Annotated in this window: 22 protein-coding genes; 13 read left to right on the forward strand and 9 right to left on the reverse strand. The window is 71.9% G+C overall.

Annotation, left to right across the window (positions count from 1 at the left end; translation table 11 throughout):
* A complete protein-coding gene (locus WFH25_RS08975) occupies positions 1-297 on the forward strand; it encodes a hypothetical protein (protein ID WP_070416685.1) in 297 nt (98 codons plus the stop codon).
* Between the two features lie 11 nt (positions 298-308).
* Here WFH25_RS08975 and WFH25_RS08980 read toward each other — a convergent pair whose 3' ends face one another.
* Positions 309-1,025, reverse strand: a complete 717-nt coding sequence (locus tag WFH25_RS08980; protein WP_070416686.1) for a ferritin-like fold-containing protein — start codon at positions 1,023-1,025, stop codon at positions 309-311.
* A gap of 82 nt (positions 1,026-1,107) precedes the next feature.
* On the opposite strand from WFH25_RS08980, the gene WFH25_RS08985 reads away from it, so the two are divergent.
* Positions 1,108-2,622: a DEAD/DEAH box helicase gene (locus WFH25_RS08985; protein ID WP_071294990.1), complete on the forward strand. Its 1,515-nt coding sequence runs from the start codon at positions 1,108-1,110 to the stop codon at positions 2,620-2,622.
* A gap of 239 nt (positions 2,623-2,861) precedes the next feature.
* Here WFH25_RS08985 and WFH25_RS08990 read toward each other — a convergent pair whose 3' ends face one another.
* Positions 2,862-3,734 (reverse strand): PHP domain-containing protein, encoded by an 873-nt coding sequence (locus WFH25_RS08990; RefSeq protein ID WP_083403228.1) that lies wholly within the window; start codon positions 3,732-3,734, stop codon positions 2,862-2,864.
* 70 nt (positions 3,735-3,804) lie between these two features.
* Here WFH25_RS08990 and WFH25_RS08995 point away from each other — a divergent pair, with 70 nt between their 5' ends.
* Together WFH25_RS08995 and WFH25_RS09000 are read left to right on the forward strand one after the other, a co-directional pair.
* Positions 3,805-5,289 carry an aminopeptidase P family protein gene (locus tag WFH25_RS08995; RefSeq protein WP_071302018.1) on the forward strand — a complete coding sequence of 495 codons (1,485 nt, stop codon included), beginning with the start codon at positions 3,805-3,807 and terminating at the stop codon, positions 5,287-5,289.
* A gap of 9 nt (positions 5,290-5,298) precedes the next feature.
* Positions 5,299-5,787: a GNAT family N-acetyltransferase gene (locus tag WFH25_RS09000; RefSeq protein ID WP_092384196.1), complete on the forward strand. Its 489-nt coding sequence runs from the start codon at positions 5,299-5,301 to the stop codon at positions 5,785-5,787.
* Positions 5,788-6,081: 294 nt separating this feature from the next.
* Here WFH25_RS09000 and WFH25_RS09005 read toward each other — a convergent pair whose 3' ends face one another.
* Positions 6,082-7,050: a general stress protein gene (locus WFH25_RS09005; protein WP_229085194.1), complete on the reverse strand. Its 969-nt coding sequence runs from the start codon at positions 7,048-7,050 to the stop codon at positions 6,082-6,084.
* A gap of 104 nt (positions 7,051-7,154) precedes the next feature.
* On the opposite strand from WFH25_RS09005, the gene WFH25_RS09010 reads away from it, so the two are divergent.
* The 5 genes from WFH25_RS09010 (at position 7,155) to WFH25_RS09030 (ending at position 12,489) form a co-directional block, all read left to right on the forward strand.
* The gene (locus WFH25_RS09010) at positions 7,155-8,474 is read left to right on the forward strand and encodes a magnesium transporter MgtE N-terminal domain-containing protein (RefSeq protein ID WP_070416690.1); all 1,320 of its coding nucleotides are present in this window, start codon (positions 7,155-7,157) and stop codon (positions 8,472-8,474) included.
* A complete protein-coding gene (locus WFH25_RS09015; protein ID WP_374115141.1) occupies positions 8,458-9,024 on the forward strand; it encodes a DUF1003 domain-containing protein in 567 nt (188 codons plus the stop codon). Before WFH25_RS09010 ends, WFH25_RS09015 begins: the two co-directional genes overlap by 17 nt.
* Positions 9,017-10,177, forward strand: a complete 1,161-nt coding sequence (locus tag WFH25_RS09020; protein WP_336697453.1) for an Mrp/NBP35 family ATP-binding protein — start codon at positions 9,017-9,019, stop codon at positions 10,175-10,177. The genes WFH25_RS09015 and WFH25_RS09020 overlap by 8 nt, the downstream gene beginning before the upstream one ends.
* Positions 10,178-10,187: 10 nt before the next feature.
* On the forward strand, positions 10,188-11,036 hold the full coding sequence (locus tag WFH25_RS09025) for a class I SAM-dependent methyltransferase (protein WP_336697454.1): 849 nt from the start codon (positions 10,188-10,190) through the stop codon (positions 11,034-11,036).
* Between the two features lie 160 nt (positions 11,037-11,196).
* Complete coding sequence (locus WFH25_RS09030) at positions 11,197-12,489, forward strand: carbohydrate-binding protein (protein WP_336697455.1); 1,293 nt, start codon at positions 11,197-11,199, stop codon at positions 12,487-12,489.
* A gap of 85 nt (positions 12,490-12,574) precedes the next feature.
* On the opposite strand, the gene WFH25_RS09035 is transcribed toward WFH25_RS09030, so the two are convergent.
* Positions 12,575-12,943, reverse strand: coding sequence for a Sec-independent protein translocase TatB (locus WFH25_RS09035; RefSeq protein ID WP_336697456.1), 369 nt, complete (start codon positions 12,941-12,943; stop codon positions 12,575-12,577).
* Between the two features lie 64 nt (positions 12,944-13,007).
* On the opposite strand from WFH25_RS09035, the gene WFH25_RS09040 reads away from it, so the two are divergent.
* The gene (locus WFH25_RS09040; RefSeq protein WP_071294984.1) at positions 13,008-13,640 is read left to right on the forward strand and encodes an O-methyltransferase; all 633 of its coding nucleotides are present in this window, start codon (positions 13,008-13,010) and stop codon (positions 13,638-13,640) included.
* Here WFH25_RS09040 and WFH25_RS09045 read toward each other — a convergent pair.
* Positions 13,637-14,395 carry an AAA family ATPase gene (locus WFH25_RS09045; protein ID WP_336697457.1) on the reverse strand — a complete coding sequence of 253 codons (759 nt, stop codon included), beginning with the start codon at positions 14,393-14,395 and terminating at the stop codon, positions 13,637-13,639. The two genes, WFH25_RS09040 and WFH25_RS09045, sit on opposite strands and share 4 nt — an antisense overlap.
* A 118-nt stretch (positions 14,396-14,513) precedes the next feature.
* Positions 14,514-14,684 carry a DUF3117 domain-containing protein gene (locus WFH25_RS09050; RefSeq protein WP_017887054.1) on the reverse strand — a complete coding sequence of 57 codons (171 nt, stop codon included), beginning with the start codon at positions 14,682-14,684 and terminating at the stop codon, positions 14,514-14,516.
* A 127-nt stretch (positions 14,685-14,811) separates the two neighbouring features.
* On the opposite strand from WFH25_RS09050, the gene WFH25_RS09055 reads away from it, so the two are divergent.
* The gene (locus WFH25_RS09055; protein WP_336697458.1) at positions 14,812-15,960 is read left to right on the forward strand and encodes an AI-2E family transporter; all 1,149 of its coding nucleotides are present in this window, start codon (positions 14,812-14,814) and stop codon (positions 15,958-15,960) included.
* On the opposite strand, the gene WFH25_RS09060 is transcribed toward WFH25_RS09055, so the two are convergent.
* Together WFH25_RS09060 and dapE are read right to left on the reverse strand one after the other, a co-directional pair.
* Positions 15,939-17,183, reverse strand: coding sequence for a hypothetical protein (locus tag WFH25_RS09060; RefSeq protein WP_336697459.1), 1,245 nt, complete (start codon positions 17,181-17,183; stop codon positions 15,939-15,941). The genes WFH25_RS09055 and WFH25_RS09060 overlap by 22 nt on opposite strands.
* Positions 17,168-18,250, reverse strand: coding sequence for a succinyl-diaminopimelate desuccinylase (gene dapE / locus WFH25_RS09065; RefSeq protein WP_261646315.1), 1,083 nt, complete (start codon positions 18,248-18,250; stop codon positions 17,168-17,170). The genes WFH25_RS09060 and dapE overlap by 16 nt, the downstream gene beginning before the upstream one ends.
* A gap of 89 nt (positions 18,251-18,339) precedes the next feature.
* Between dapE and dapD the strand changes: the two genes are divergently transcribed.
* Together dapD and WFH25_RS09075 are read left to right on the forward strand one after the other, a co-directional pair.
* The gene (gene dapD / locus WFH25_RS09070; RefSeq protein WP_336697460.1) at positions 18,340-19,308 is read left to right on the forward strand and encodes a 2,3,4,5-tetrahydropyridine-2,6-dicarboxylate N-succinyltransferase; all 969 of its coding nucleotides are present in this window, start codon (positions 18,340-18,342) and stop codon (positions 19,306-19,308) included.
* A gap of 11 nt (positions 19,309-19,319) precedes the next feature.
* Complete coding sequence (locus WFH25_RS09075; RefSeq protein WP_336697461.1) at positions 19,320-20,126, forward strand: alpha/beta hydrolase; 807 nt, start codon at positions 19,320-19,322, stop codon at positions 20,124-20,126.
* A 132-nt stretch (positions 20,127-20,258) separates the two neighbouring features.
* Here WFH25_RS09075 and WFH25_RS09080 read toward each other — a convergent pair whose 3' ends face one another.
* Positions 20,259-21,557 (reverse strand): citrate synthase, encoded by a 1,299-nt coding sequence (locus WFH25_RS09080; protein ID WP_083403225.1) that lies wholly within the window; start codon positions 21,555-21,557, stop codon positions 20,259-20,261.
* Between the last annotated feature and the right edge of the window lie 23 nt (positions 21,558-21,580).

Genomic DNA, 21,580 nt, shown 5'->3' on the forward strand with positions numbered 1-21,580 from the left:
GTGGAGCTGCTCTTCGCGGTCCTCGGCGGGCTGATCCTCGGGGCCGTCGCGCACGTGGTCCTGCCGTGGCGGTCGAGCCGTGGCTCCCTGCTCGGCCCCGCGGTCGGCGGCATCGTCGCCGCGGTGCTGTGGGAGGCCCTGACCTGGGCCGGCTGGCAGTACGACGCGACCTGGATCTGGGTCGTCGCCCTGGTCGGTGCCGGCGTGGTCGCCCTCGTCGCGGAGTGGGTCCTCGGCAAGCGCCGTACGGCTGCCGACGCGGCGTACTACGAGCGCGTCAAGGCCTCCGGCGCCTGACCCGGGGGCCGTCAGGCCGTCAGGCCGAGCGCATCCATGCGCCGCGTGTGCGCGGCGATGAGCTCGGTCCAGACCGGCTCGAGCCGTTCCTGGTCCTCACGCGCGTGCGACGCGAGCGCCGACCGGGCCACGAGCAACGTGTCCCCGACGAGCCGCCGCCCCCACATCGCCAGTCGCGACCCGACCTGCGGGTCCTCGGCGATGCGTTCGGTGAGCTCCTCGACGACGGCGGCTTCCTCACGCGCGTCGAACACGGTCTTCAGGCGCTGCCGGACCTCGGCCGGGAGCGACCGGAGCAGCGAGCCGAACAGGTCGTTGAGGATCCCCGCGGTGACGTAGCCCGTGAGCATCGACTCGTACCAGTCCGCGCCGCTCGTGCGCTCGAGGAACAGGTCGATCGCCTCGCGGTGGGGGGCCATCAGCGCAGCCGGGTCACCGCCGGTCCGTTCGATCTCGGCGACGATGGCGCGGTGCCGCTCGAGCGCAGTCGTCGCGAGCACGCCCGTGACGAGCCGTCCGGACAGGGTCGGCGCACCGGCCCCGGCGCGGCCCATCGTCTCGTAGAGCGAGAGCTCGAGGTACGCCGCCTGGCCCAGGTAGACGTCCAGTTCGGGGCTGACGTCGTCCAGCTGCAGACGTTCCACGGGCGAGGCGTTCCGCGGGTTCCGCGACGCGAGCCACGCGGACGCGAGCTCCGCCGCGCGCTTCCGGTTCCACCACGACACCACGGCTCCAGCATAGGGGCCTGGAGAACCGAGCCCGACCCGCCGGTAGACTGGTCGGGACTTCCACCAGAACTAAGGTGATTCTTTGACTTTCGCAGACCTCTCCATCGAGCAGGACATCGTCGACGCGCTCGCGACGAAGGGCATCCTCGAGCCCTTCCCGATCCAGCAGCAGACGATCCCGCTCGCCCTCACCGGCCAGGACATCATCGGCCAGGCCAAGACGGGTACGGGCAAGACCTTCGGCTTCGGCCTCCCCCTCATCCAGCGCCTCGGAGCCGACCCGGCGCCCGGCGTCAAGGCCCTCGTCGTCGTGCCGACCCGCGAACTCGCGGTCCAGGTGACCGAGGACCTCGAGCTCGCCACCTCGAACCGCCCGACGACCATCGCGGCGATCTACGGCGGCAAGGCGTACGAGGGGCAGATCGAGCAGCTCAAGGCGGGCGCCCAGATCGTCGTCGGCACCCCCGGGCGCCTGATCGACCTGCAGCGCCAGCGCCTGCTCGACCTGTCGCACGTGCAGGAGGTCGTCCTCGACGAGGCCGACCGCATGCTCGACCTCGGGTTCCTGTCGGACATCGAGCGCATCTTCCAGGCCATCCCCGAGGTGCGGCACACGATGCTGTTCTCGGCGACGATGCCCGCGCCGATCGTGGCGCTCGCCCGCCGCTTCATGAGCCGCCCGGTGCACATCCGCGCGACCGACCCCGACGAGGGTCTGATGCAGGCGAACATCAAGCACCTCATCTACCGCGCGCACTCGCTCGACAAGGACGAGGTCATCGCCCGCATCCTGCAGGCCGAGGGGCGCGGCAAGACCGTGATCTTCACCCGCACGAAGCGCGCGGCCGCGAAGCTCGTCGAGGAGCTCAAGGACCGCGGGTTCAACGCCGCAGCGGTGCACGGCGACCTCAACCAGGAGCAGCGCGAGCGTGCCATGGCCGCCTTCAAGGCCGGCAAGCGCGACGTGCTGATCGCCACCGACGTCGCGGCCCGTGGCATCGACGTGGACGACGTCACGCACGTGATCAACCACACCATCCCGGACGACCCGGACACCTACCTGCACCGTGCCGGGCGCACCGGCCGTGCGGGCAAGACCGGCATCGCGGTCACGTTCGTCGACTGGGACGACCTGCACAAGTGGACGCTGATCGACAAGGCGCTCGAGTTCGGCATCCCCGAGCCCGTCGAGACCTACTCGTCGTCGCCGCACCTGTTCGAGGAACTCGACATCCCGGCCGGCACCAAGGGCCGTCTGCCCGGCGCTTCGGCGCACGCGGCATCGGCCGGCGGCCCCGCCGAGAAGCAGTCGGGCGACCGTCCGCGCAGCGGCTCGCGTCCGCCCCGCACCCGGACGCGGTCCGGCTCGGGTTCGGCATCCGGTTCCGGCAACGGCTCGGGAGGCGCGGCACGGTCCGCCTCGCAACCTGCGGACGCCGAGTCCCCGGCCCAGTCCGGTGGTGCCGAGGGCGCACCGGCCGACGGTTCGACGGACGGCGCCGCGAAGCGTCGTCGTCGGCGTCGCCGCCGCGGGAGCGGCAGCGGCTCGTCCGAGGCGACCGCCTCGGCGCCGCAGGGATCGTCGGACGGCGAGTAGCGCCTCCAGGCCGTCACACCGAAGGGTCCGTCGCCGACGCGACGGGCCCTTCGTCGTGTGCGGGCCGCGCCGGGCGGGGGCCGCGCCGGGCCGGAGTCGCCTGCCGCACAAGCGACAGACTCCCGCGAACGTTCCGCGTCATCCCGTCGCTTTGGCGGCCAGGTCGGAGCAACCAGCGCGAAGACTGTCGCTTTGACGTCGTTGACTTGACGTCGTTGACGCCCGGTCGGCCGCGCTGGTCAGGCCAGGCGGGAGCCGGCGCCGACGACGGGCGCGCTGCCGGTCGCCTCGGAGCGGATGGCGTCGAACGCCGCCAACGCCGTGCGGTGCTCGCCCAGCCGGTTCGGCTTGCCCGTGCCGTGGTAGTCGCTCGACCCGGTCACGAACAGGCCGTACCGCGTCGCCCAGTCGAGCAGGGTGCGCTTGCCGTGCGCGAGGTTCTCGCGGTGGTCGACCTCGAGCCCACCGAGCCCGGCCTCGACCAGTTCGCGGAGCATCGGCTCGTCGATCACGATCCCCCGCGACGACGCGGCGGGATGGGCGATGACGGGCACGCCGCCGGCCTGTCGGATGAGCTCGACGCCCCGGAGCGGGGACGGCGCCTCGTGCGGCTCGTAGTACCCGGAGGCCGGGTGCAGGATCCCCCGGAACGCCGCGCTGCGGTCGGCCTCGAGCCCGCGGGCGACGAGGGCGTCGGCGATGTGCGGGCGGCCGATCGTGGCCCCGTCGCGGGACTGCGCGAGCACGTCGTCCCAGGTGATCGGGTGGTCGCGGCCGATGCGGTCGACCATCCGGCGGGCCCGCGCGAGGCGTCCGTCGCGGATCCGCTCGGTCTCGGCGACGAGCGCCGGGTCGGCGGGGTCGACCAGGTAGCCGAGCACGTGCACGCTGCGGTAGCCGACGCGGGTGCTCAGTTCGAGGCCCGGGAGGAGCGTGACCGGCAGGTCGCGGACGGTCGCCGTGGCCTCGTCCCACCCCGCGGTCGTGTCGTGGTCCGTCAGCGCGACGGCGTCCAGTCCGGCGGCTGCTGCCGCCCGGACGAGGTCCGCGGGTCGCTCGGTGCCGTCGGAGACGCTCGAGTGCGCGTGCAGGTCGATGAACGGATCGGGCACGTCGACAATGCTATCCACAGGTGAGCGGGCGCACAGGCCGCGGAGCGACGGGCGGTGCGATGATGGGTGCATGTCCGACACCACGCCCCGCGCGACGAGCAACCGTTCCACCACCCCCGGATCCTCGACGTTCAAGGACTACATCGGCTCGCAGTGGGCCGATCGTGACCGTCCGCTGCCCGAGCCCCGCGAGCAGGCCGCCTTCGCTGCCGAGCGCCGCGCGAAGCTCTCCGAGCTGCACCCGGGCCGGACGATCGTCGTACCGGCCGGCCAGGCCAAGGTGCGATCGAACGACTGCGACTACCCGTTCCGCCCGCACTCCGCGTTCGCGCACCTGACCGGCTGGGGCACCGACACCGTCGTCGGCTCCGTGCTCGTCATGACGCCGAACGGCTCCGGGCACGACGCCACGCTGTACTTCCGCGCGACCGCCGGCCGCGACTCCGAGGAGTTCTACGCCAACCCCGAGATCGGGGAGTTCTGGGTCGGCCCGCGCCCCTCGCTGGACGAGGTCGCGGCGGACCTCGGTCTCGCGACGGCCGACCTCGGCGCGTTCGACGCCGTGCGCGCCGGACTCGACGCCTCGGCCCTCGTCGTGCGCGACGCCGACACCGACCTCACCCGTGGGCTCGACGACCGGATCGGCAGCGCCGTCGGTGGCGCGCCCGAGGCCGACGGCGTGCCCGCGACGGACGACGCCCTCGCCCGTGACCTCTCCGAGCTGCGCCTCGTGAAGGACGCGTACGAGGTCAACGAGCTCCGGAAGGCCGTGAACGCGACCAAGGCAGGGTTCGACGACGTCATCGCCGACTTCGACGCGGTCCTGGCGCACCCCCGCGGCGAGCGCATCGTCGAGGGCACGTTCAACCGCCGTGCCCGTGCCGACGGCAACACCGTGGGCTACGACACGATCGCCGCCTCCGGCCACCACGCCTGCATCCTGCACTGGACCCGCAACGACGGCGCCGTCGAGCCGGGCGACCTGATCCTCATCGACGCCGGGGTCGAGGTCGACTCGTTCTACACGGCCGACATCACCCGCACGCTCCCGGTCAGCGGCACGTTCACCGACGTGCAGCGCCTCGTGTACGAAGCCGTGCTCGAAGCGGCGGACGCGGCCTTCGCCATCGTGAAGCCCGGCATCACCTTCCGTCAGGTGCACGCCACCGCGATGGAGGTCATCGCCCGCAAGACCGCCGAATGGGGCTTCCTGCCCGGCAGCGCCGAGGAATCGCTCCAGCAGGACAACCAGTTCCACCGTCGCTACATGGTGCACGGCACGAGCCACCACCTCGGCCTCGACGTGCACGACTGCGCGAAGGCCCGGCGTGAGATGTACATCGACGGCACCGTGCAGGCCGGCATGGTCTTCACGATCGAGCCCGGCCTGTACTTCCAGCAGGACGACCTCACCGTGCCCGAGGAGTTCCGCGGCATCGGCGTCCGCATCGAGGACGACATCCTCGTGACCGAGGACGGCGCCGAGAACCTGTCCGTCGGCATCCCCCGGACCCCCTCGGAAGTGGAGGGGTGGATCGCCCGCTCCGGCCGCTAGCCTGAGCGGGTGACGACACCGGAGGTCTCCCCCAGCCCCAGCGAGAGCGCGTTCTCGATCGACGTCGAGCACTTCGACTCCCCCGACGCCCAGCGGCTCCGCGCCGCCCAGCGCCTGGAGATCGACCGTGCGTACGGCGGCGACACCGAACCCGGCGACAAGCCGACGGCGGACTCCATCGCGGTGTTCTTCCTCGCGCGGGACGACGACGGCACGCCGCTCGGCTGCGGCGGGCTGCGGGTCGTGCAGGACGGCATCACCGAGATCAAGCGGATGTACGTCCGGCCGGAGTCCCGGGGTGCCGGTGTCGCGGCGGCGCTGCTGCGTCGGTTGGAGGACGCTGCGCTCGACCTCGGTTCGCCGGCGCTCGTGCTGGAGACCGGGAACGAACAGAAGCGTGCGATCGGGTTCTACGAGCGCGAGGGGTTCACGCGCATCGCGAACTTCGGGCCGTACGTCGGGGTCCCGACCTCGATCTGCTACTCGAAGGTCCTCTAGCCCGGGCCCCGAGCGGGCGAAGTACGTCCCGCTCGCAGCACCTCGGCGGCCGTTCCCGCCCGCTCGACGACGTGCGCGCGGCGTGTCCCGCCCGCTCGACGATCCGCGAGCGGGACGGACGCCGCCGAGGTCGCGGAAACGGCCGCTCCCCGCGACGGGGAACGGCCGTTCGTGCGACCTCGGCGGACGTGAGCGGCGCGTCGTGCGACCTCGGCCCCGACCCCGGCGCCGACCCCGTCGTGCGACCTCGGCCCCGCCCCGACCGTTCCCTCTGGCTCGGCGGCCGCCAGCGACTCAACGCGACTCGTCGTCCTTCGGGGGCGCCGACTCCGCGGACTCGGCGGAGCTCGGCGCCGGCGGCGTCGCCCCGGTCACCCGCTCCCCGTAGCGCGGCGGCTCCTCCGCACGCGGCTGCTGTGCGGACGCGGGCGCTGCCGGCGCGGGAGCGGTCGCCGGGGTCTCCCCGTAGCGCGGCCCCTCGTTCGTGCCGTAGCGCGGCGTCCCCGTCTGCGCGCCGGATGGCGGCGTGCCGGGCTGCTGCGCGCCTCCTGGCTGGTGGTGCGGCGTGGCGTGCCCACCGTACGGCGATCCCTGCTGACCGGCGCCCCACCCGCCGCCGGACCCGGCCGACTGCCCGCCGGACCCGGGAGCACCGGAGCCAGACCCGGGACCCGGACGCCACGGCTGCTGCGGCGGCTGCCCCTGGAACCCGGCCCCTGGGCCGCTCTGCGGTCCCGGGGCACCCGGCGTACCGGGGTTCCAGTGTGTGGTGGGGGCGAGCCCGGCCTCACCGAGGATGCGACGAGCCTGGCCCACGAGCTGCGGCTCGACGACGATCTGGTAGTTCGTCGCGAGGACCTGGTGCACGCTCGTGAAGTCCCGCTGGCGCTTCGTGATCGCGAACGAGACGATGCCGTAGAGCATGCCGAACGCCGCACCGATGATGGCGGCGGCGAGGATGAGGCCGCCGGCACTCGGCGAGAAGAGCGTCAGCACGATGCCGAAGAAGATGCCGAGCCAGAGGCCGGACAGCGCGCCGGCGATCGCCGCACGGCCGTACGTCATCTTGCCGGTGACGCGCTCGACGGTCTTGAGGTCGTTGCCGACGATCGAGAGCTGGTTGACCGGGAAGTCGGCCTCGGCGAGCTTGGCCACCACGCGCTGGGCGTCGGGGTAGCTGTCGTAGGTGCCGAGGACGTCGCCCTTGGGCAGCGTCGGGAAGGCCTGGGCGGTCCGGCCGCCGAACGGGCTCTGATTGCTCACACAGCCATCATTCACCGCACACCTTGCAATCGCACGTGCACTCTCAGGGAAGCCGCCGACCGCCACGGCGGATCCGGCCAGACGCACCGACTACGCTGGGTCGGGTGAGCGCCACGAAGGTCTTCGTCGCCCGCCTCGCCGGGTGCTCCGTCTTCGACCCCGCGGGAGACCGCGTCGGCCGCGTCCGAGACGTCCTGGTGGTGTACCGCCGGGCCGATCCGCCGCACGTCGTCGGTCTGATCGTCGAGGTCCCGGGCAAGCGCCGGATCTTCGTGAGCATCGGCCGCATCACCTCGATCGGTGCCGGGCAGGTCATCACGACCGGCCTCGTGAACATGCGCCGCTTCGAGCAGCGCGGTGGCGAGGTCCGGGTGATCGCGGAGATGCTCGGCCGCAAGGTCCTCATCAAGAAGGAACGCATCCGCGCCACCATCGAGGACGTCGCGATCGAGGACCGCGGGCAGGGCGACTGGGAGGTGTCGCAGCTCTTCCTCCGCAAGCCGAAGACCACGCCGTCCCCGTTCGGCAAGGGCCCGACGACGTTCGCGACCTGGAACGAGGTCACCGAGGACGAGCTCCCCGGCGAGGCCCAGTCCGCCGAACACGTGATCGCCGCCTACTCCGACCTGCTGCCGGCCGACCTGGCGTCGACGCTGCTCGACCTGCCGGAGGAACGGCGGTTCGAGGTCGCCGAGGAACTCCCCGACGACCGGCTCGCCGACGTGCTCGAGGAGATGCCCGACCAGCAGCGGATCGAGATCCTCACCCGGCTCGTCGACTCCCGCGCGGCCGACGTGCTCGACCACATGCAGCCGGACGACGCGGCCGACGTCCTCGCGCAGTTCTCCGACGAGCGCAGCGAGGCCCTCCTCCAGCTCATGGAGCCGGAAGAGGCGCAGGACGTCCGCATGCTCCTCGAGTACGAGCCCGACACCGCCGGTGGTCTCATGACGACCGAACCGGTGATCGTCTCCGCCGACGCCACCGTCGCCGAGGGGCTCGCGCTCGTCCGCCGCCACGAACTCGCGCCGGTGCTCGGCGCCGCCGTCTGCGTGACGCTGCCGCCGTACGAGCCGCCGACCGGCCGGTTCCTCGGCCTCGTGCACTTCCAGCGGATGCTCCGCTACCCGCCGAACGAACGACTCGGCACGCTCATCGACCAGCAGACCGACCCGGTCCGCGTCGACGCGAGCGCGGCCGAGGTCACGCGCATCATGGCGACCTACAACCTGCTGTCCGTCCCCGTGGTCGACGATGCCCACCGTCTCGTCGGGGTGGTGACGATCGACGATGTCCTCGACCACGTCCTGCCGGACGACTGGCGAAGTCAGGGCGAGGGGGAACCCTCACCGCTTCCGCGCCAACGCCCACGCAGGACGCCCGTGACGACGGGAAGGAGGACCACCCGTGGCCCGAACGGATGACAACCGCCGCGATCGCGAGCGGACCGATGCTCGACTCGACTCCCCCAAGGGCATGCGCACCCGCGTCCTGCCGACCCGGCGCCGAGGTCGCGGTGACGCCTTCGGTCGCGCGACCGAGGGCATCGCGCGTGCGATGGGAACGCCCTGGTTCCTCGTCGGCCTGACCCTGTTCTGCGTCGTCTGGATGGGCTACAACACGCTCGCCCCGAAGCCCTGGCAGTTCGACTCCGCGGCGATCGGCTTCACGGCCCTGACGCTCGTGCTGTCCCTGCAGGCGTCGTACGCGGCACCGCTCATCCTGCTCGCCCAGAACCGGCAGGACGACCGCGACCGTGTGCAGTTCGAGCAGGACCGGCAGCGCGCCGAGCGGAACCTCGCCGACACCGAGTACCTCGCCCGCGAGGTCGTGGCGCTCCGCCTGGCGATGCGGGACATGGCGTCGAAGGACTTCATCCGCGCCGAGATCCGCTCGCTGCTCGAGGAACTCGACCGGCGCGACGCCGAGGACGCCGGCTTCGCCGACGAGTCCGGCACGACGGCCCGTGGCTGACGGCGGCCGGTCGGACGAGCAGCTGGGCAGCGCGGTCCTCGCCGCGCTCGGCCGCGTGATCGACCCCGAGATCCGCCGGCCCGTCACGGAGCTCGACATGATCCGTGGTGTCGACGTGCAGCCAGGAGGCGCGGTGCGCGTCGACCTGCAGCTCACGATCGTCGGGTGCCCGGCCGCCGACACCATCGAGCGCGACGTGCGTGCGGCCGCCGGTTCCGTCGACGGCGTCTCGAGCGTGGCGGTCGACGTGTCCGTGATGGCCCCGGCGACGCGTGCCGCGCTCACCGAACGCCTCCGCGCGGGGAGGCCCCGGGGCGTGCAGTTCACCCCGGACTCGCTCACCCGGGTGATCGCGGTGACGAGCGGCAAGGGCGGCGTCGGCAAGTCGATGGTCACCGTGAACCTCGCCGCCGCCCTCGCGGCCCGCGGGCAGCGCGTGTGCATCGTGGACGTCGACGTGCACGGCTTCAGCGTCCCCGGGCTGATGGGGCTCACCGACGCCGCGGGCGTGGCCCCTCGCCCGACCCGGGTCGACAGCATGATCCTGCCGCCGGTCGCGCACGACGTGAAGGTCGTCTCGATCGGCATGTTCGTGGACGACGTCTCGACCGCGGTGTCCTGGCGCGGTCCGATGCTGCACCGCACCGTCTCGCAGTTCCTCACCGACGTGTACTTCGGCGACCTCGACGTGCTCCTGCTCGACCTGCCGCCCGGTACCGGTGACGTGGCGATCTCGGTCGGCCAGCTGCTCCCCCACGCCGAGGTCCTGGTCGTCACCACGCCCCAGGCGGCCGCTGCCGACGTGGCCGAACGGAGCGGGATCGTCGCCCGGCAGACCGGGCAGCGGGTGATCGGCGTCGTCGAGAACATGGCGGGCCTCGTGCAGCCCGACGGGTCCGTGCTGCACCTCTTCGGCGAGGGCGGTGGCGCCGAGACCGCCCGCCGGCTCTCCCGCGACCAGGACACCGCCGTCCCGGTGCTCGGCAGCGTGCCGCTGTCCCTGCCGCTCCGCGAGGGCGGCGACGCCGGCGTCCCGGTGGTGCTCGGCGATCCCGAGGACCCGGCAGCGGTGGCGCTGGCGGCGATCGCGGACCGCATCGGCACGATGGGACGGGGGCTGTCCGGCCGGAAGCTCGGGCTGTCGCTGTCGTAGGGTCGGGTGCATGAGCACTGATCACGTCAGCGTCGACTGGGAGCAGGCCCGCGACACCAACCGCGCGAACTGGGACGACCGGGTGCCCATCCACGAGGGCGCCTACGAGATCGACGCCCTGACCGACCCGGACCACCGCTCGACCGTCGTCCGCGACGACCTGCCCGCACTGCGACCGTGGCTGCCGGACGGCACCATCGCCGGCCTCGACCTCTGCCACCTGCAGTGCCACATCGGCACGGACACGGTCTCGCTCGCGCGTGAGGGCGCCCGCGTCACCGGCGTCGACTTCTCGCCCGCGGCGCTCGCCTCGGCCGCCGGGCTGTCGGCACGCCTCGGCCTCGACGTGACCTGGGTCGAGACGGACGTCCTCGACGCCCGGGCCGCGGTGGTGGGCGACTTCGACGTCGTCTACACGAGCATCGGGACGATCTGCTGGCTCGACGACCTCGACCGCTGGGCCGCCCAGGTCGCGGCACTCCTGCGACCGGGCGGTGTGTTCTTCATCCGCGACGGCCACCCCGCGCTGTACGCGCTCGACGAGGACGCCGACGGGCTCGTCACCCGCTACCGGTACTTCGCGGACGGCTCCGCCCAGCAGTGGGACGACGCCGGCACCTACGCCGGCGACGGCACGGTGTCGAACACCCGCACCTACGAGTGGCCGCACCCGCTGTCGGAGATCGTGAACGCCCTGCTCGGCGCCGGGCTCCGGCTGCGCAGACTCGACGAGGGTCGGACACTGCCGTGGCGGTTCAGCCCCCGCATGGTCGACACCGGGGACGGCTCGTGGGAGTGGCCCGGCGAGGACCGCGACCGCCTCCCCACGACCTTCACGATCGTCGCGTCGAAGGACTGATCCGCCAGCCGATCGACGCTGCCTGTACGTCCTTTCATGGACAGGTCGTTCCACCGCGGAGCAATATGCAGGGGTATTCCACAATGCTCCTGCGGAATCGGGTCCGCAGGGGCTCCACCCGTGTCCGGCAACGCCGCCGGACCGAGGACAGGAGAACCGTGTGAACAGCAGGACCAGACTCAGGATCGGACTCGTCGCGGCCCTCGCGGCTGCGCTGGCGGGCGGGTCCGTCGCAGCAGCACCGGCCATGGCGGCCACACCGGCGTGCGCCACCGCGTGGAGCGCGGGCACCGCGTACAGCGGCGGCGCGACGGTGAGCGAGAGCGGCACGAACTACACCGCGAACTGGTGGACGCAGGGCGACGACCCCGCGACCCACTCCGGCGCGACCGGCAGCGGCCAGCCCTGGACTTCCACGGGAGCCTGCGCCGGCACCGGCACCGGCGGCGGTACGACCAACCCGGGCGGCGGCACCACCACCCCGGGCACCGGCGGCAGCGGCGGGACGGCGAAGGGCCTGGTCTTCAGCCCCTACAAGGACGTCACCGTGAACCTCGACTGGAACACGAACGTGATGAACACGGCCGTCACCGGCACGCGCATCCCGGTCGTCGGCTCGAGCAACAGCCTGGTGTCCACCCGGGAGCCGGGCCTCAAGGCGATCACCCTCGCCTTCGCCACCGGCACCTGCGGCAGCGAGAACTGGGGCGGCGTCGCCGCGGACGCCTTCGCGAGCGCCAACATCCCGAAGCTCGACGCCGCGGGCGTGAACTACATCGTGAGCACCGGCGGTGCGGCGGGCTCGTTCAAGTGCTCCGGCACCGCGCTGCAGAGCTTCATCGCCCGCTACGCCACCCCGCACATGATCGGCGTCGACTTCGACATCGAGAGCGGGCAGTCCGCTGCCGACGTGCAGAACCTCGTCAACGCCGCAGCGCTCGCGCAGTCGAAGTACCCGGGGATGCGGTTCTCGTTCACCCTCGCGACCCTGGCCGCCAGCGACGGGAGCTTCGGCGGCCTCAACAGCACCGGTGACGCCACGGTCAAGGCCATCAAGGCGTCGAGCCTGACGAACTACACGGTCAACCTCATGACGATGGACTTCGGCCGCGCGACGACCGCGAACTGCGTCCTGTCCGGATCGACCTGCGAGATGGGCAAGTCCTCGATCCAGGCCGTCACGAACCTCGAGCACACGTACGGCATCGCACCGTCGAAGATCGAGGTCACCCCGATGATCGGCGTGAACGACGCCTCCGACGAGGTCTTCACCCTCGCCGACGTCGACACGCTGTCCGCCTACGCGAAGGCGAACGGGCTCGCCGGGGTCCACTACTGGTCCCTCGACCGTGACACCCCGTGCTCCTCGACGACGGCGATGTCCACCTGCAGCTCGGTCCCGAGCGCGCCGGCCCTCGCGTGGACGGACCGCTTCCTGGCCGACCTGCAGTAGTCGCCACCGTCAACGGACTGGAGGCGCGGGGGGGCCCCCCCCCCCCCCCCGCCTCCAGTCCGTCATCGGCTCACGTGACGTCGTGTCAGGTCGCTTCGGCGTCGAACGGTGCGGCCTCGCCGGCGGCGAGCGGCACCACGGGTGCCGTCGCGCGCACCTTCGACGCGGTCACCTGCGCGGTCTGCACCGCAGCGGCGCTGCTGCCGGAGTCGAGCAGCGCATCACGGATGATCCGGCGGGGGTCGTACTGCCGCGGGTCGAGCTTCTGCCAGTCGACCTCGTCGAACTCGGGGCCCATCTCGTCGCGCATCCGGTCCTTCGCGGTGTCGGCGAAGCGACGGACGGCCTTGACGAACTCGGCGAGCTTCTGGGCGTACTGCGGGAGTCGCTGCGGACCGAGCAGGAGGACGCCGATGATCCCGATCACCAGGAACTTCTCGAAGCCGTCGAACACGGTACGAGCGTAACCCGTCCACACCCCGGAGCACCCGTAGAGTTGTCACCCGAACGGAGTGTGCGTGTCAGAGAAAGAGTCGAACTGGAAGTTCGCCGAGGACATCGTCTCGGAGTCCGAGGTGATCGCCCGAGCCAGGGAGCACTCCCTCGAACTCGGGGTCGAGGCGATCTCCCCCGCCATCGGCGCACAGATCGGGGTCGTCGCGGCCGCCTCGCGCGCCACGAGCATGATCGAGATCGGCACCGGCCTGGGGGTGTCCGGGCTGTACCTGCTCGGCGGCGCACCGTCCGCCACGCTCACCACGATCGACATCGAGGTCGACCACCAGCAGTACGCCCGTGACGCGTACATCGCCGCGGGCACCGCCCCCGCCCGGATCCGACTCATCCCGGGTCGGGCGAACCAGGTGCTGCCGCGCATGAACGAGGCCTCGTACGACGTCGTCCTCGTCGACGCCGACCCGGAGCACGTCATCGAGTACGTCGAGCACGGACTGCGGCTCGCTCGGCTCGGCGGGACCGTCCTCGTGCCGCACGCGCTCTGGCGGGGCCGGGTGGCCGACCCGGTGAAGCGGGACCGGGCGACGACCGACTTCCGGCTGCTGCTCACCGAGGTGTCGACGTCGGGAGCGGTCATCAGCGCGCTCTCCCCCGCCGGAGACGGACTGCTGCAGATGACGAAGGTGTCCGCTTAGTCGGTGTCGTCTCGGTAGGAGCCGTCGTGCCCGAGGTGGCGCACGTAGCGCTCCGGGGACTCGAGGAACGACCGCTGGTGCCGGACGAGGTCGAGGTCGGCCCACTCCGTGCGCCGCAGGCCCCACTCGCCGACCTCGTGGATCGTCGCGCCGGGGAAGGCCGCGAGCACCGGTGAGTGCGTCGACATGAGCACCTGCCCGACGCCGCTCTCGACGATCGACTGCAGCAGGCCGATGAGCGCCAGGCAGCCGGAGAACGACAGCGCGGACTCGGGTTCGTCGAGGATCCACAACCCGGGCCACCGCGCACGGTCGATCACGAAGTCGAGGAAGGACTCGCCGTGGCTGCGCTCGTGGAAGACCGGCTCGGGCCGGGACAGGTTCGGGTGTTCCTCGAGGTAGGTGAAGAACCCGTGCATGGTCTCCGCCCGCAGGAAGAACCCGCCGCGCGGCGCCCCGAAGTCGCGGCGGATGGCGATGTGTTCGCACAGGTCGGACTCGGAGGCGCGGGTCGAGTGCTGCGATCCGGTGCCGCCGCCCTCCGGCCCCATGCCGAACTGCAGCGCGATGGCCTCGACGATGGTGGACTTGCCGACGCCGTTCTCCCCGACGAACACCGTCACGGGGTCGAGGTCGAGCCCCTCGTCGAGGAGCTGCCGGACGGGGGCGAGGGTGGCGGGCCAGACGTCGCGGGGCATCGGGTCGGGGTCGCAGTACTCCTCGACGCGGCGGATCGGCAGGTGGGTCCTCGGCACGGAGCCCATCCTGCCGTGCCACGCCGACATCGGCGCCGGGCGGTGCGGACGGAGGGCGGGCGGACGGAGGGCCCGGAGCGTACGCGCTCCGGGCCCTCCGTTCTGGTGCGTCGACGTACTAGGCCGAGACGACCTCGGCGAGTGCGTCGTGGAGTTCCTTGGCCTCGGCATCGTTGACCGAGACGACCAGGCGGCCTCCACCTTCGAGCGGAACCCGCACGATGATGAGTCGACCCTCCTTAACAGCCTCCATCGGCCCGTCACCGGTCCTCGGCTTCATGGCTGCCATCAGATGTCCCCTTTCGTGCAGTACATGCGCCCCCATTATCTCGTATCGATGGGGGAACTGCGAAACCGCCCAGGTTGGGGGTCGTGGATCGCGACGTTCTCGCGGTTCAGAGTGGTCACCTTGGCGTGTGCCGTACATCCGCTCCAAGCGCCGTCAACCGCTCGACCCCGCCGTCGAGGCCGTCCCCGCCGGCATGCGCGTCGCCGGGGCGTTCTCGTGGCGGATGCTCGTCGTCGTCGCCGCCCTCGCCGTCGTCGTCGCGCTCGTGGTCCTGCTGCAGGACATCGTCGTGCCGTTCCTGATCGGCCTCATCGTGTGCGCCCTGCTCGCGCCGTTCTCGCTGTTCCTGCAGCGCCACCGCTGGCCGAAGTGGCTCGCGGTGCTGTCGTGCTTCCTCGCCGTCGTGATCGTCATCGGCGTCCTCGCGCTGGTCGTCACGGCGCAGATCCGGTACGACCTGCCGTCGCTCGAGCACCGTCTCGACCACAACGTGCAGTCGCTGCAGAGCCTGTTGGCCACCGAGCCGTTCGGCATCACGGCGTCGCAGGTCACGAAGTGGCTGTCCGACGGCACGAAGTTCCTGCAGACCCACGCGTCGTCGATCGCCTCGGGTGCGGCCGAGGCCGGGAGCGGGCTCGTGCACCTGCTCGAGGGCCTCTTCATCGTGGTGTTCACGACGATCTTCGTGCTCGTCGACGGCCCGCGCATATGGTCGTGGGTGGTGCGGCTCTTCCCCCGCCGAGCGCGCGCTCGCATCGACGTCGCCGGGCACGCCGGCTGGAAGACGCTGACGAGCTTCATCCGCGTCCAGCTCGTCGTCGCGGTGACGGACGCGCTCGGCATCGTGATCGGCGCCCTCGCGCTGCAGGTGCCGCTCGCGATCCCGATCGGCGTCATCGTGTTCTTCGGCGCCTTCGTGCCGGTGGTCGGCGCGATCGTCGCGGGCGTCGTCGCGGTGCTCGTCGCGCTCGTGTTCAACGGCTGGGTGCCCGCGCTGGTCATGCTCGGCATCGTGATCGCCGTGCAGCAGCTCGAGAGCCACGTCCTGCACCCGTTCCTCACCGGCTCGGCCGTGCGCGTGCACCCGCTCGGCGTCGTGCTCGGCGTCACCGCGGGCACGACGATCGCCGGCGTCGTCGGGGCGTTCTTCGCGGTGCCGTTCATCGCGACCGCGAACGCGATGATCCACGCGGCGGCGTCAGCCGACCCCGAGGCGGTGGCGCGGGGCGCCGAGGACCGCGAGGCCGACGTCGATCACGGCGGGGTCCAGTCGTAGCCGTCGATCCACCAGCAGTAGTACATCCACACCCACTGCAGCGCGATGCAGACCACCACGACCGCCACCCGGTACACCCGTGACCGCGGCAGCGCGACGATCCCGAGCAGCGGGGCGATCGGCAGCAGGATGCGCCAGGTGCTCGACTGCGGGAAGAACACGGCCAGCAGGTACACCAGGTAGGCGACGCCCCAGAGCCGCAGCTCGAGCCCGATCCGCCGCGCGGCCGGCAGGGCCACGAACGCGGCGAACCCGACCACCACGACGGCGAGCAGGATCGCGCCGGCCGGCTGCCCGAACCACCACCCGAAGCCCTGCACCCACGGCGCGAACAGGACGAGTTCCCGCCACCCGATGTACGACGACCGCCACGCCAGTTCGGTGTCCGTGTACGCCCGGGGCACCCCGGTCACCGCCCAGGCGATCGCCGGCCACGCCAGCCCGACGATCCCGGACACGACCGCGACCACCGCGGGTGGGACGAACCGCTGCACGGTGAGCGGCGACGACGCGCGGACCCACGACGGGCGGACGAACCACGCGGCGAGGAACAGCACGATCAGCAGCGCGAAGGCCAGCCCGGTGGGCCGGGTCATCCCGAGCAGCAGGACGACCGGGAGCATCGACCACCAGCGGCGGTCCACCATCAGCAGCAGCGCGACGAGGAGCAGGAACAGGCCCATCGACTCGGCGTACGCGACCTGGAACATCGCCGAGACGGGTGCGACGCAGAACAGCACGGTCGCGAAGGTCGCCCGCGCCGGGTCGAGGAACCGACCCATCAGCCGCCGGAACACGAGCGCCGCTCCCCAGCCGAACAGGAGCGACACGGAGACGGCGACGAACTCGAAGGACGCGCCCGTCAGCGCCATCAGGCCCCGCACCAGGAAGGGGTAGGCGGGCATGAACGCCCACGCGTTCTCGGTCACGTGTCCCGTGGCGTCGATCGGCAGCGTCGAGGGGTACCCGGACGCGGCGATCACCCGGTACCAGGCACCGTCCCAGATCGACGAGAACGACAGCAGGCCGGGGTGCTGCACCGTGAAGGAGTTCGCCGCCTGCACGCTCGCGAACGCGGCGAGCATCGTGCCCGTGACGATCCGCGCGAGCACGTACACGACCGTGATCCGCAGCCACCACGGCACGACCCGGTAGCGGGCGTGCCACCGGGCGCGGGCAGGGCTCAGCCGGGTGGACCCGGCCGTGGTCAGGCCGTCAGCCACCGACGCAGACCGTGCTCGACCGCGGTGATCTGGTCGACGGGGACCTGCTCGTCGTCGTGGTGGGCGAAGACCGGCTCGCCGGGCCCGTAGTTGACCGCGGGGACGCCGAGCGCCGAGAAGCGTGCGACGTCGGTCCACCCGTACTTCGGGCGGGGCGCGGGACCGCCGACCGCGGCGACGAAGTCCTGCGCCAGCGGGGCGTCGAGTCCGGGTCGGGCACCGGCGGCGAGGTCGACGATCTGCACGTCGTAGCCGTCGAAGAGCTCGCGGATGTGGGCGACGGCCTCGTCCGCGCTGCGCGACGGGGCGAAGCGGTAGTTGACGTGCACCATCACCTCGTCGGGGATGACGTTGCCGGCGATGCCGCCCGTGATGCCGACGGCGTTGAGGCCTTCGCGGTAGTCGAGTCCGTCGACCGTGACCGTGCGCGGCTCGTAGGCGGCGAGCGTGGCCAGGATCGGCGCGGCCTTGTGGATCGCGTTGTCGCCGATCCAGCTCCGGGCGCTGTGCGAGCGCTCGCCGTACGCGCGGACCTCGGCCCGGAGGTTGCCGTTGCAGCCGCCCTCGATCTGCGCACCGGAGGGCTCGCCGAGGATCGCGAAGTCGCCCGCGAGGAGCTCGGGACGCGTCCGCGCCAGGCGTCCGAGGCCGTTCAGCGCGTCGCTCACCTCTTCGTGGTCGTAGAAGACCCAGGTGACGTCGACGTTCGGCTCGGCGAGGTCGTACGCGAGCTTGAGCTGGACCGCGCAACCTGCCTTCATGTCCACCGTGCCGCGGCCCCAGAGGATCTCGGTGCCGTCCTCGGCCGTCCGGAACTCGGTCGGCAGGTTGCCGTTGAGCGGCACGGTGTCGATGTGCCCCGCGATGACCACGCGGCGGTCACGACCGAGGTTCGTCCGTGCCACGATCGCGTCGCCGTCGCGGATCACCTCGAGGTGGGGCAGCGGCGTCAGGGCGGCCTCGATCGCGTCGGCGAGCGGCCCTTCGTCACCGGACACCGACTCGATGTCGCAGATGGCACGGGTGATGTCGATGGACGAGGCGGTGAGGTCGAGCGGCTCCGGCATGCGGGAAGCCTACCGGCCGACCCTTGCAGCCCGGCGGAGCCGTCCGGACGGACGGGTGGCCCCCTCCCCTCGCTGGGTACCCTGGTCCGGTGACCGACACGACCGCTGCCACCGCCCGCCCGACCCACGCCTGGGGCCACGGCCTCGCGACGATCGCCGCCGACGGCACGACGCTCGACACCTGGTACCCGGAGACGTTCGTCGGCACGCTGCCCGCCGACGCCGTGTTCCCCGCCGACCTGCGCGCACACGTCGGCGACGACCCGCGCCGCGGTGTCACGATCGAGGCGGTCACGACCGAGGTCACGATCGACGCCGCACCCGCGAGCACGCCGGACGCGTACCTCCGCCTGCACCTCCTCAGCCACCTGCACGTGGCGCCGAACGAGGTCAACCTCGACGGTGTCTTCGCGCACCTGCCGATCGTCGCGTGGACGAACGCGGGCCCGGTGCACCCCGACGACCTGATCCGCCTGCGCCCCGGCCTGCAGCGCGCCGGGATCGCCGTGCACGCGATCGACAAGTTCCCCCGGCTGGTGGACTACGTCGTGCCGGACCGCGTGCGCATCGCCGACGCGAACCGGGTCCGGCTCGGCGCCCACCTCGCTCCCGGCACGACGGTGATGCACGAGGGCTTCGTGAACTTCAACGCCGGCACCCTCGGCGACGCGATGATCGAGGGCCGTGTCTCGCAGGGCGTCGTCGTCGGGAACGGCACGGACATCGGCGGCGGTGCCTCCATCATGGGCACGCTGTCCGGTGGCGGCACCCACCGCGTCTCCCTCGGGGAGCGCGCGCTGCTCGGTGCGAACGCCGGTCTCGGGATCTCGCTCGGCGACGACTCGGTGGTCGAGGCCGGGCTGTACGTGACGGCCGGCACGAAGGTCGTCCTCGTCGGCGCGGCCCCGAACCCGGACGGCACCCCGAAGACGGTCAAGGCGGCCGAGCTCTCCGGGACGCCCAACATCCTGTTCCGCCGCAACTCGGTCTCCGGCGCGGTGGAGGCACTGCAGCGCCAGGGGCAGGGCATCCAGCTCAACACCGCGCTGCACGCGTAGGCGGTCCGTCCGTGGGGGGAACGGTCGACGGACCGCACGGCCCGGTGCCGGTCCGCCGGTACGCCGCGCGTCGGGGCACGACGTCGGCCACGACGCTCGTGTGGTTGCACGGGGGTGGGTTCTTCCGCGGCAGCCTCGACCTGCCGGAGGCGCACGTCGTCGCCGGCACCCTCGCCGACCGCGGGCTCGACGTCGTCACGGTCGGGTACCGCCTCGCTCCCCTGCCCGGGTTGCCCGTCGTCGGACGCCGAGGAACCCGGGGGCGACGCCGTCACCCGGTGCCGAACGACGAGGTCCGCGCCGTGCTCGAGGTCGTCCGCGGCGAGGCCGACGGTCCGGTCCTCCTCGGCGGGGCGAGTGCCGGCGCGTGCCTCGCAGCAGCCGTGACCCGGACGCTGCCGGACGCCGCACGGCCGGACGGGCTCGTCCTCGCGTACGGGTTCTTCCACGCCCGCACCCCGCGCGACGCGGCAGTCCTCCGATCGGTCCGCGGGCACCGGCGGCTCACGCACCACCCGGCACTGCTCGACCGGGCGAACCGGAACCACGTCGGCCGCGCGGGCGACACCGCCACCGCGTTCCCCGGCGGCGAGGACCTCTCCGGCTTCCCCCGCACGCTCATGGTGGACGCCGAGCACGACACGATGCGGGCCTCGGGCGACCGGTTCGCCGACGAGCTGCGCGGCGCCGGGGTCGCGGTCGAACGGCACGTGCTCCCGGCAGCGCGCCACGCCTTCCTCAACCGGCCGGGGTCGCCGGACTCGGACCGGGCGCTCGACCTCGTCACCGCCTGGTCGGCGCGCTCGTCCGGCGCCTGAGCGGCGCGGGCGGGCACGCGGCGGAGCCGGCCGTGCGACGGACGGGAGGCACGGTGCCGGCCCGCACCGTGCCTCCCGTCCGTCGATCCGTCCCGTCCACCGCCCCGCGACCGCGCGTGGCTGCGCGCCGCGTCAGCGTGCGGGCAGGTCGCGCTCCGGGTGCCCGACGTAGAGCTGCTGCGGGCGCCCGATCTTGTTCAGCGGGTCGTTGTTGAGCTCGCGCCACTGCGCGATCCACCCGGGCAGACGCCCGATGGCGAACAGGACCGTGAACATCCGCGGCGGGAAGCCCATCGCCTTGTAGATGATGCCCGTGTAGAAGTCGACGTTCGGGTAGAGCTTCCGGCTGACGAAGTACTCGTCCTCGAGCGCGATGCCCTCGAGCTCCATGGCGATGTCGAGCAGGTCGTCCTGCACGCCCAGCGCCTCGAGCACCTCGTGCGCGGACTCCTTCACGAGCTTCGCCCGCGGGTCGTAGTTCTTGTAGACGCGGTGCCCGAAGCCCATGAGCTTCACGCCGCGCTCCTTGTTCTTCACCCGCTCGACGAAGCGCGTCACGGGCTCGCCCGAGTCCTTGATCTGCTGGAGCATCTCGAGCACGGCCTCGTTCGCGCCGCCGTGCAGCGGACCGTACAGCGCGTTGATGCCGGCGGAGATCGACGCGAACATGTTCGCCTTCGTCGACCCGACCATCCGGACCGTGGCGGTGGAGGCGTTCTGCTCGTGGTCCTCGTGCAGGATCAGGAGCCGCTCGAGCGCCTTCGACAGCACCGGGTTCGGCTGGTAGGTCTCGGCCATGGTGCCGAAGTTCAGGCGCAGGAAGTTGTCGACGAACGACAGCGAGTTGTCCGGGTAGAGGAACGCCTGCCCGATGGACTTCTTGTGCGCGTACGCGGCGATCACCGGCAGCTTCGCGAGGAGCCGGACGGTCTGGAGCTCGACCTTCTCGGGGTCGTCGACGTCCATGTCGTCCTCGTAGTAGGTCGACAGGGCGCTGACGGCGCTGGAGAGGACGGACATCGGGTGCGCCGAGTGCGGCAGGGCGTCGAACAGACGACGGAGGTCCTCGTGCAGCAGCGTGTGGCGGCGAATCCGGGCGTCGAAGGACTCGAGCTCGGCGGGCGTCGGCAGCTCGCCGTAGATGAGGAGCCAGGCGACCTCGAGGAAGGTCAGGTTCGACGCGACCTGGTCGATCGGGTAGCCGCGGTACCGCAGGATGCCCTGGTCACCGTCGATGTAGGTGATGGCGCTCTTCGTCGACCCGGTGTTCACGAACCCGTAGTCGAGCGTGTTCATCCCGGTCTGCTTCTTGAACGTCGAGATGTCGATGGTGGACGCACCGTCGACGCTCGGCAGGATCGGGAACTCCGCCGTGCCGCCCGGGTACGTCAGCGTCGCGGTCGCCGCGGTCTGCTCGGCGGCGGGACTCACGGGGACGGGCGTGGTGGGCGGTG

This window comes from Curtobacterium sp. USHLN213, assembly GCF_037144815.1.
Taxonomy (GTDB): domain Bacteria; phylum Actinomycetota; class Actinomycetes; order Actinomycetales; family Microbacteriaceae; genus Curtobacterium.